We start from the raw sequence: 8,985 nt of genomic DNA, 5'->3' as shown, positions 1-8,985 counted from the left end.
AGTAGCGAGAGCTACACACATGAGAAAACTTGTTTATATCAGCTTATTTACCACCTTATTTGGATTGAATGACGCAGTGCCTAGGCACGTAAGACTTCTCATTTAACCAAGCCAGTTTGCCTGGCGACCATAGAGACATGGTACCACCTGATCCCATCCCGAACTCAGAAGTGAAACGTGTCATCGCCGATGGTAGTTTGGGGTTTCCCCATGCGAGAGTAGGTCATCGCCAGGCTTTAATTTAAAACCCGAGATTCATTAGAGTCTCGGGTTTTTTTATGGGCCGCTGGAAGTGGGTTCCACCAGGCGATGACCTACGTAGGTCATGGCCACGGCACTCGCTAACGCTCGCGGGCCACACTGACACCTCGTTCAGCTTATGCTGGACGGGTTTTTATTTAGTGCGACTGTCGTAAGTCTTTTTAAAGCCCGCAGTACCCGCGGCAGCTCAATGCTAGACGGGAGACGGAAGGCGCAAAAGATAAAATCAACACCAAGTCTCCGGTTCCCCGCCTTACGCAATACCCACAAAAAAGCCCCAGCAGGAAACCCTGCTGGGGCTTTTAAGTTTTAGCGTCTTCCGTCTCTCGTAACGCATATCCGAGGCATTCTGCGTTCACTGTCTCCCGCGCCCTAATAAAAATCTCGGCTGGGTAGTCAGTTAGTGCTTTTCAGTATTCGGCATTCACGGCTTTCGGTGTTGGCTCGTTCGGTGTTGGCTCGTTCGGTGTTGGCTCGTTCGATGTCGGTCAGGGTTGCGTCAGGCGTGTGATGGAGGTCCTATTAAAAGGTTGTAGAGAAAATGCCTCCATTGGTGGCTAAATGCGCGTAAGTTGTTATCAACATGTTAGATTGTCTTTCTGTGGTGTTGCTTGATTAATCGGGTCGTGGCCCTTGCGCGGGGCTGGCAGGCCACATTCGTGTCTGGCCGCCTTTATGCCGCGCTTATCGCTATTCTTGGGCTAGTTCTTGGTTGTCTGCTATGATCCGAGGCGATTAAGTAGCGGGTTTTTGGTGTGGATAATTCAATATTGTTGACGATTTTGGCTGATGGTGAATATCACTCTGGCGAGGAGCTGGGTGCGCAGCTTGGAATTAGTCGCGCAGGCGTTTGGAAACAATTGCACAAGCTCGAAGTGCTTGAGCTTCCGATAGGGTCAATAAAAGGTCGGGGGTATCGGCTAGCTGGCGGTTTGGATTTGCTTGGGGCCGACAAGATTCGTTCCTTGTTGCCAGAATCGGCGGCGTCAGCCTTGGGTGAGCTTGATATTTTCCCGCTAATAGGGTCGACGAATGACGCGGCGGCTGAGGCGATTCGTACAGGGCGAGGCGCAAATTATTGCTGTTTTGCTGAGCAGCAGTCTGCTGGTCGAGGACGCCGCGGGCGGGCCTGGCGCAGCCCCTTTGGTCGCAATATATACCTTTCTATGGTGTGGGAATTTCAATCTGGCGCGGCGGCGTTAGAGGGTTTAAGTCTGTCGGTTGGTTTGGCGGTGGTGCGAGCCTTAGGGCATTTGGGTGTGGATGGCGCTGGTTTAAAGTGGCCTAATGACGTCTTGCACGATAATAAGAAGTTAGCGGGTATCTTGCTCGAAATGCAAGGTGATCCCTCCGGTTTGTGTCAGGTGATTGTTGGCGTTGGTTTGAACGTTAATTTGGCGGGCTGCGATACGGAGGCGATCACGCAGCCTTGGACTGACCTTCAGATGATAGTTGGTAATGTCGCGCGTAATGAGCTAGCCGCGACGCTTATTGCGGAGCTCCTAAAAGTGCAGGCCGAATTCACTCGTGACGGTTTTACCTATCTTCGTGAGGAGTGGGGAAAATTTGATGTCTTTGCGGGTAAGTCGGTACAGGTTCAGTTGGGTGATAACGCAATTCAGGGGGTCGCGCGCGGGGTCGATGCCAGTGGCGGCTTAGTGCTTGAGACCGACGCTGGTGAGCGGGTTTTCCGCGGCGGTGAAGTTAGTTTGCGAGGCGCTTGAGTGTGGGGGCAGTAAGTCTAGAGTTGGATGTGGGCAATAGTGCGCTGAAATGGCGGCTTATGAGCGAGTCGGGGCGCCTGCAAGGCGGGCGTGTTGCAAGCTCGCCGGCTGCACTGGGGTTGTTGCTTGATGAGCTCTCTCTGGAAAATTTGACTGATATCAAGGTTGCCTCAGTCGGTTCTGTTGAGCGCGATGAGCCCTTGATGCATATACTTGCGGCTTCAGGCGTGCCGGTTAAGTTGGCTGTTAGTCAGGCTTTTTGCCGTGGTGTGCGCAATAGTTATGGCGATACTTCTCGGATGGGCGTTGATCGCTGGCTGGCAATGGTTGCCGCCTTTGGGGTTTGTGGAAGCGCTTGTGTGGTCGTGGATGCTGGTACCGCCCTGACCATTGATATTGTTGATGGCGGCGGCATGCATCAGGGTGGGTATATTATTCCCGGTGTCGCAATGTCGGCTCGGGCCTTGGCGGAACATACCGGGCGGGTTCGATTTGATGGTGCAGATAAGCAAAGTCTGGCGCCCGGCAAGGATACCGAGAGTTGCGTTCATCACGGAAAGTGGTTGGCCCAATATGGCGCGGTTCAGGCTGCGATTACCCTGGCAGAGGCCACTCAGGGGTCTTTAGAGGTGTTTGTGACCGGCGGGGATGCTCAGGGGTTGATGGTGGTGGCTGGCGAATATGCTCGCCATTGGCAGTACTGCGAAGAGCTGGTGTTAGATGGGCTTGCGCCAGTGTTGGCGTCATGCTGAGGGAGAGATAAGTGCGCTGGTTTTTTGTGTTGATTGTTATGCTCAATGGGGTGTTTTACCTTGCGCATAAATCCGAGCAGGGTTTTGATGTGCTGTCTGAGCGTTTGGACTTGGCTTCTGGTGGTGGAAATATACAGTTGTTGGCAGAGCGGAATAAGGGGGTGGTAGAGCCGCCTCCGCGCGCTGCTGTCGCAGCGCCACGCCCGCCGGAGCAGGCGTGTCTGGTTTTGGGGCCGTATTCGGATGAGGCTGATTTCGGGTCGGATCGGGCGCGCTTGTCTGGTCTGGGGGTGTATCTTGAGGAGTACGAGCGCGGTGCGGACTACTGGGTCTATCTTGGGCCTTATTCATCGTTGGCGGTGGCGACCAAGGCGGGTGGTGAGTTAAGGGCGAAGCGGATTGATAACTTTGTGATTCGCAAAGGCGAATTAGAAAATGCCATTTCCTTGGGGGTCTTTACCGATGCCGAGCGCGCAGCCACGCATGCCAAGGGTTTAAGTAAAAAAAATTATGACGCCAAAATACGCCGGATTGCAAAGCTGGCTAACCGTTATTGGCTGGTGTTTCGCGGTGAGCGCGGTGGTGGTGAGTATGGGCGCGCTGAGTCGGTAATGGCTAAGCTGGAGGATGATAATAAAAAGCTAGGTGAAAAAGACTGTAATTTGATTGCGTCTTATAAACAGTTCGACTAGAATGCGCCCCTCGTTTGGAAGCGACGTGGTAGTTTGCTGGCGTAGCTCAGTTGGTAGAGCAGCTGACTTGTAATCAGCCGGTCGGGGGTTCGACTCCTCTCGCCAGCTCCACATATTTTTTGTTGCGGGGTAAGTATTGATCATTCGGCCATTAGTTTTGGGCGATAGATATTTGAACTAAAACAAATTATTCCATTTTCTTGGGGAGGGGTTCCCGAGTGGCTAAAGGGATCAGACTGTAAATCTGACGCGCGAGCTTCGGTGGTTCGAATCCACCCCCCTCCACCATTAATTGCTAGACTTGCCAGAAAACAATGATTTCAGCGGGTATGGTTCAATGGTAGAACCTCAGCCTTCCAAGCTGATGGTGCGGGTTCGATTCCCGCTACCCGCTCCAGTATGGGCAGGTGTAAGGGTGTGAATTGCGGTGCTCATATAGCTCAGTCGGTAGAGCACTTCCTTGGTAAGGAAGAGGTCAGCGGTTCGAATCCGCTTATGAGCTCCATTAATTTGGCGGCAAAAGCTGATTGGTCGGCTTTTGTCTTTTTGTAGTGACTAGACGAAAGGTCCGCTAGGAGACTGTCGCAATGGCAAAGGAAAAGTTTGAACGTAATAAGCCCCACTTGAACGTGGGCACCATCGGTCACGTTGACCATGGTAAAACCACGCTGACTGCAGCACTGACCCGTGTATGTGCGGAAGTGTATGGCGGTAAGGCAGTGGCGTTTGATGGTATCGATAATGCACCTGAAGAGCGTGCACGTGGTATCACCATTGCGACCTCTCACGTCGAGTATGATTCATCTACTCGTCACTACGCGCACGTTGACTGCCCGGGTCACGCTGATTATGTAAAAAACATGATCACTGGTGCTGCGCAGATGGATGGCGCGATTCTGGTATGTGGCGCCACTGACGGCCCAATGCCGCAGACGCGCGAGCACATCCTGCTGTCACGTCAGGTTGGTGTACCTTACATCGTTGTATTCCTGAACAAAGCTGACCTGCTGGCTGAAGATTGCGGCGGTGTGGGCAGCGAAGAATACAATGAAATGCTGGAATTGGTTGAAATGGAGCTGCGTGAGCTGCTCGATATGTACGAATTCCCAGGTGACGATACCCCCATTATTGCGGGTTCTGCACTGATGGCACTGAATGGCCAGGACGATAACGAGCTGGGCACCACTGCTGTTAAGAAATTAATCGAAGCTTTGGATTCTTATATTCCACAGCCAGAGCGCGCAATTGACCTGCCGTTCCTGATGCCGATTGAAGACGTATTCTCAATCTCTGGTCGCGGTACAGTAGTAACTGGCCGTATTGAGCGTGGTATTCTGCGCACCGGTGATGAGATTGCGATCATTGGTATTCACGACACCACCAAGACCGTATGTACTGGTGTTGAAATGTTCCGCAAGCTGCTTGACGAAGGTCGCGCTGGTGAGAACGTAGGTGTGTTGCTGCGTGGTACTAAGCGCGACGACGTAGAGCGTGGCCAAGTACTGGCTAAGCCCGGTTCAATCACGCCTCACACTCGTTTCGAAGGTGAAGTATACGTACTGTCCAAAGAAGAGGGTGGCCGTCACACGCCGTTCTTTAAAGGCTACCGTCCTCAGTTCTACTTCCGTACCACGGACGTAACTGGTGCATGTGAGCTGCCGGAAGGTACTGAAATGGTTATGCCTGGCGACAACGTGAAAATGGACGTAACTTTGATTGCGCCAATCGCGATGGAAGAAGGTCTGCGTTTTGCAATTCGCGAAGGTGGCCGTACTGTTGGCGCCGGCGTTGTTGCTAAAATCGTAGAATAAGCCCGGCAATATTGGGTTAAAGTCCGGGCTTGTAGGCCCGGCACTTGTAGGCCAGTAGTTCAATTGGTAGAGCACCGGTCTCCAAAACCGGCTGTTGGGGGTTCGAGTCCCTCCTGGCCTGCCATTTACGTTGACACCGCTTCGCGTATGCGTAGTGGTGTTTTGCGCTTAGCGGAAAAGGGAAATGTTTTAACAATGAGTGCTAAGGCGGAAGACGCTGGTCGATTCGACGGTCTGAAATGGAGCCTAGTAGCTCTGTTAGTGGCCGGCGGTGTTGGCGGCAATATATATTTCTCTAGCGAGTCTCTGCTTTACCGTGTTATCGCCTTATTGGTGTTGGCGCTGGTTGCGGGGTATATCGCTTACGGTACAGTTAAGGGCGAGGCCTTTTTTGAGTTGCTCAAAGGCGCGCGCACTGAGATTCGCAAGGTTGTCTGGCCATCGCGTCAGGAAAGCACCCAAACCACGCTGATTGTTGTGGCGTTTGTAGTAGTTGCGGCATTGATTCTGTGGGGCTTAGACACTCTGTTGGGTTGGTTGGCATCCATGGTTATCGGCTAGAGGTAGGGCATGACAAAGCGCTGGTATGTTGTACACGCCTATTCTGGGTATGAAAAGAAAGTGGCTCTGGCACTAAAAGAGCGCATTGAGCTGTCAGGTTTTGCTGACCGTTTTGGTGATGTTTTGGTTCCGACCGAAGAAGTCATTGAAATGCGTGGTGGTCAGAAGCGCAAAAGTGAGCGCAAATTTTTTCCAGGTTACGTGCTGATTCAAATGGAACTCGGCGACGACACTTGGCATTTGGTTAAAGAAACGCCGCGGGTAATGGGCTTTATTGGTGGCAAGGCCGACAAGCCGGCGCCTATTACTGAAAAAGAAGCGCAAGCGATATTGCAGCGCGTCGAAAGTGGTGACAAGCCTAAGCCTAAAACCTTGTTTGAACCGGGTGAAATGGTACGGGTTATCGATGGACCGTTTAATGACTTTAACGGTGTTGTTGAAGAAGTAAATTACGAGAAAAACCGTCTGCATGTCGCGGTTCTTATCTTTGGCCGGTCAACGCCGGTTGAGCTGGACTTTGCGCAGGTAGAAAAGGCGTAAAAATTGCCGTGCGTCGTACGCGCTGCAAATGAAATGTTGCTAGCTAGTCAGTGTTGATAGTCGAGCAGTTTAAACCGGGGAGCTGATTGTCGATTTTTAAATCGCAAGGCGTTTGTACCCACTAGGAGGAAGTTATGGCTAAGAAAGTACAAGCTTATATAAAGCTTCAGGTTGCTGCTGGTAAGGCCAACCCAAGTCCGCCAGTTGGTCCCGCACTGGGTCAGCACGGCGTTAACATCATGGAATTTTGTAAAGCCTTTAACGCTCAAACTCAGAGCCTAGAAGCTGGCATGCCAATTCCTGTTGTGATCACTGTTTATTCAGATCGTAGTTTCACCTTTGTGACTAAGACTCCACCAGCTTCGTTCTTGTTGAAGAAGGCTGCGGGCGTAACTAGTGGCTCTGGTACACCTAACTCCAAGAAAGTCGGTAAAGTGACTCGCGCCCAGCTTGAAGAAATCGCCACTATTAAAATGGCAGATTTGACTGCGTCTGATATGGATGCAGCAGTGCGCACTATTGCGGGCAGTGCCCGTGCCGCCGGTATTGAAGTTGAGGGTCTGTAATCATGGCTAAGCTCACTAAGCGTCAAAAAGCTATCCGCGAAAAAGTGGTAGCTGGTAAGCAGTACAGCTTCGAAGAAGCCGTAGCGCTGCTTAAAGAAGTATCAGTAATCAAATTCCCTGAAGCAATTGATGTTGCAATCAACCTTGGTGTTGATGCGCGTAAATCTGACCAGGCGGTTCGCGGTGCAACTACTCTGCCCCACGGCACGGGAAAAACTGTTCGCGTAGCAGTATTTACTCAAGGTGAAAACGCTGAGAAAGCGAAAGCAGCCGGTGCTGACTTTGTTGGTATGGATGATTTGGCTGCCCAAGTTAAAGGCGGCATGATGGACTTTGACGTGGTTGTTGCGTCTCCTGATGCAATGCGCGTTGTCGGTCAGTTGGGTCAAGTACTTGGTCCGCGTGGCCTGATGCCTAACCCAAAGACGGGTACCGTGACTGCAGACGTAGAGACTGCGGTTAAAAATGCTAAAGCAGGTCAGGTTCGCTACCGTACAGATAAAAACGGTATCATCCATGGCGCGATTGGCAGCATCAGCTTTGAAGCCAATGTGCTCAAGGATAACCTTGAGGCATTGTTGAGCGATTTGCGTAAAGGCAAGCCGTCGTCAGCCAAGGGTGTTTATATGAAGAAAGTAACTCTTTCTTCAACGATGGGTCCCGGTATCGCAATCGATATGGCGAGCTTGTCGGCAAAATAATTTTAGGACGCTAGTCGTTCTAAATGAGGCGACCTTTTCGGAGGTTGTTTTATAGGCTTTGTGGTCTTTGACAGCTGACCTACTGTGTCAAAAGACAGAGACCATCAAAGACCGTAGGCGGGGTTTGGGTTATTTAGACTTACCCCTTAATCGATGTGTTGATTCGTCAACGTTTACCGGCATTGGCCTACGCAGATGGTGGAGTGGATTTGTTCTCCAGCAAATGACTTGAAACCTCGTGTTTTGAGTCTACGGTAAATAACTGACAAATCCAGGAGTTATCCAAGTGGCATTAAGACTCGACGACAAGAAAGCGATAGTAGCTGATGTTAACGAGACTGCTGCGAGTGCATTGTCATTGGTTATTGCTGACGCCCGTGGGTGTTCAGTAGGCCAAATGACTGAGCTCCGCAAATTGGCGCGAGAATCACAAGTAAGTGTGCGTGTAGTGCGTAACACTCTTGCGAAATTAGCGCTGAAGGGAACTGAATTCGAGTGCGCAGAGTCGGCCTTTAAAGGTCCTTCTCTGCTAGCTTTCTCGATGGAAGATCCCGGTGCGGCGGCGCGTATCTTCAAAGACTTTGCGAAAGCAAATGCTAAATTTGAAGTAAAAGCACTGGCAGTCAGTGGCCAATTGATGGGCCCAGATCAGTTAGATGTACTGGCGAAATTGCCGACCCGCGACCAGGCGCTCTCTATGTTGATGAGCGTTATGCAAGCACCGGCTACGAAACTGGTACGTACACTGAACGAAGTACCCGGAAAATTGGTTCGTACTCTAGCTGCAGTTCGCGAGCAGAAAGAAGCTGCGTAAGCGCAGCGTATTAATGGTTTTTCTTTAAGTAATTGACACAGTAGGGAGTTTCACATGGCTCTGTCACAAGACGATATTTTGAATGCAATCGCTGAAATGAGCGTAATGGACGTAGTTGGTCTGATCGAAGCGATGGAAGAGAAGTTTGGCGTTACTGCTGCTGCGGCTGTTGCTGCTGCACCAGCTGCCGCTGCTGAAGCTGGCGCTGCCGCTGAAGAGCAGACTGAATTTGACGTAGTTCTGACCGCTGTTGGCGAGAAGAAAGTTAACGTTATCAAAGCAGTCCGCACTATCACTGGTCTGGGTCTGAAAGAAGCTAAAGAATTAGTAGACGGCGCGCCTTCTACTATTAAAGAAGCTGCTTCTAAGGCTGATGCAGAGACTGCGAAGAAAGAACTTGAAGAAGCTGGCGCTAGCGTCGAGCTTAAGTAAGTTGCTTGTTGGCCTGCTTGCAGGTCAATCTCAAGCGAGGCTGGTGGGTTAATCCCGCCGGCCTTTTGCTGTTATTTGAGATATTACAGTCGGTTTCCTTTGGGAGCTGGCTAGCGGCAGATGAAAAACTG

General features: G+C 51.2%; 10 protein-coding genes, 5 tRNA genes and 1 rRNA gene. All 16 read left to right on the top strand.

Annotated elements, in window-relative coordinates; genetic code table 11:
* Positions 1 to 119 precede the first annotated feature (119 nt).
* Positions 120 to 235 (top strand): 5S ribosomal RNA (gene rrf / locus HNQ57_RS15425).
* Between the two features lie 781 nt (positions 236 to 1,016).
* Entirely contained in the window at positions 1,017 to 1,985 is a 969-nt protein-coding gene (gene birA / locus HNQ57_RS15420) for a bifunctional biotin--[acetyl-CoA-carboxylase] ligase/biotin operon repressor BirA (protein WP_184464470.1), read from the top strand.
* 2 nt (positions 1,986 to 1,987) lie between these two features.
* Complete coding sequence (locus tag HNQ57_RS15415) at positions 1,988 to 2,737, top strand: type III pantothenate kinase (RefSeq protein ID WP_184464468.1); 750 nt, start codon at positions 1,988 to 1,990, stop codon at positions 2,735 to 2,737.
* An 11-nt stretch (positions 2,738 to 2,748) separates the two neighbouring features.
* Positions 2,749 to 3,429 (top strand): SPOR domain-containing protein, encoded by a 681-nt coding sequence (locus tag HNQ57_RS15410; protein WP_184464466.1) that lies wholly within the window; start codon positions 2,749 to 2,751, stop codon positions 3,427 to 3,429.
* Positions 3,430 to 3,464: 35 nt separating this feature from the next.
* Positions 3,465 to 3,540, top strand: a tRNA-Thr gene (locus HNQ57_RS15405).
* A 93-nt stretch (positions 3,541 to 3,633) separates the two neighbouring features.
* Positions 3,634 to 3,717, top strand: a tRNA-Tyr gene (locus HNQ57_RS15400).
* A 35-nt stretch (positions 3,718 to 3,752) separates the two neighbouring features.
* Positions 3,753 to 3,826, top strand: a tRNA-Gly gene (locus HNQ57_RS15395).
* Positions 3,827 to 3,858: 32 nt separating this feature from the next.
* Positions 3,859 to 3,934 (top strand) — tRNA-Thr (locus HNQ57_RS15390).
* Positions 3,935 to 4,016: 82 nt separating this feature from the next.
* Positions 4,017 to 5,240 (top strand): elongation factor Tu, encoded by a 1,224-nt coding sequence (tuf, locus tag HNQ57_RS15385; protein ID WP_184464448.1) that lies wholly within the window; start codon positions 4,017 to 4,019, stop codon positions 5,238 to 5,240.
* Between the two features lie 48 nt (positions 5,241 to 5,288).
* Positions 5,289 to 5,364, top strand: a tRNA-Trp gene (locus HNQ57_RS15380).
* A gap of 71 nt (positions 5,365 to 5,435) precedes the next feature.
* Positions 5,436 to 5,801 carry a preprotein translocase subunit SecE gene (gene secE, locus HNQ57_RS15375; RefSeq protein WP_184464464.1) on the top strand — a complete coding sequence of 122 codons (366 nt, stop codon included), beginning with the start codon at positions 5,436 to 5,438 and terminating at the stop codon, positions 5,799 to 5,801.
* Between the two features lie 9 nt (positions 5,802 to 5,810).
* Positions 5,811 to 6,341: a transcription termination/antitermination protein NusG gene (gene nusG, locus HNQ57_RS15370; protein WP_184464462.1), complete on the top strand. Its 531-nt coding sequence runs from the start codon at positions 5,811 to 5,813 to the stop codon at positions 6,339 to 6,341.
* A gap of 134 nt (positions 6,342 to 6,475) precedes the next feature.
* On the top strand, positions 6,476 to 6,907 hold the full coding sequence (gene rplK / locus HNQ57_RS15365) for a 50S ribosomal protein L11 (protein ID WP_184464460.1): 432 nt from the start codon (positions 6,476 to 6,478) through the stop codon (positions 6,905 to 6,907).
* 2 nt (positions 6,908 to 6,909) lie between these two features.
* Complete coding sequence (gene rplA, locus HNQ57_RS15360; RefSeq protein ID WP_184464458.1) at positions 6,910 to 7,608, top strand: 50S ribosomal protein L1; 699 nt, start codon at positions 6,910 to 6,912, stop codon at positions 7,606 to 7,608.
* Positions 7,609 to 7,894: 286 nt separating this feature from the next.
* Positions 7,895 to 8,422: a 50S ribosomal protein L10 gene (gene rplJ, locus HNQ57_RS15355; RefSeq protein ID WP_008248385.1), complete on the top strand. Its 528-nt coding sequence runs from the start codon at positions 7,895 to 7,897 to the stop codon at positions 8,420 to 8,422.
* A gap of 54 nt (positions 8,423 to 8,476) precedes the next feature.
* Positions 8,477 to 8,854 carry a 50S ribosomal protein L7/L12 gene (gene rplL / locus HNQ57_RS15350; protein WP_184464456.1) on the top strand — a complete coding sequence of 126 codons (378 nt, stop codon included), beginning with the start codon at positions 8,477 to 8,479 and terminating at the stop codon, positions 8,852 to 8,854.
* The last annotated feature ends 131 nt before the right edge of the window (positions 8,855 to 8,985 follow it).

Origin of the sequence: Zhongshania antarctica, assembly GCF_014202945.1 — a bacterium.
Classification (GTDB): domain Bacteria; phylum Pseudomonadota; class Gammaproteobacteria; order Pseudomonadales; family Spongiibacteraceae; genus Spongiibacter; species Spongiibacter antarcticus.
The sequence above is the reverse complement of the archived record's forward strand: the minus strand, read 5'-3'. Positions and strand labels throughout refer to the sequence as shown.

Coding starts and splice junctions, on each gene's coding strand:
- tuf (WP_184464448.1), top strand. CDS start 4,017: ATGGCAAAGGAAAAGTTTGAACGTAATAAGCCCCACTTGAACGTGGGC.
- secE (WP_184464464.1), top strand. CDS start 5,436: ATGAGTGCTAAGGCGGAAGACGCTGGTCGATTCGACGGTCTGAAATGG.
- nusG (WP_184464462.1), top strand. CDS start 5,811: ATGACAAAGCGCTGGTATGTTGTACACGCCTATTCTGGGTATGAAAAG.
- rplK (WP_184464460.1), top strand. CDS start 6,476: ATGGCTAAGAAAGTACAAGCTTATATAAAGCTTCAGGTTGCTGCTGGT.
- rplA (WP_184464458.1), top strand. CDS start 6,910: ATGGCTAAGCTCACTAAGCGTCAAAAAGCTATCCGCGAAAAAGTGGTA.
- rplL (WP_184464456.1), top strand. CDS start 8,477: ATGGCTCTGTCACAAGACGATATTTTGAATGCAATCGCTGAAATGAGC.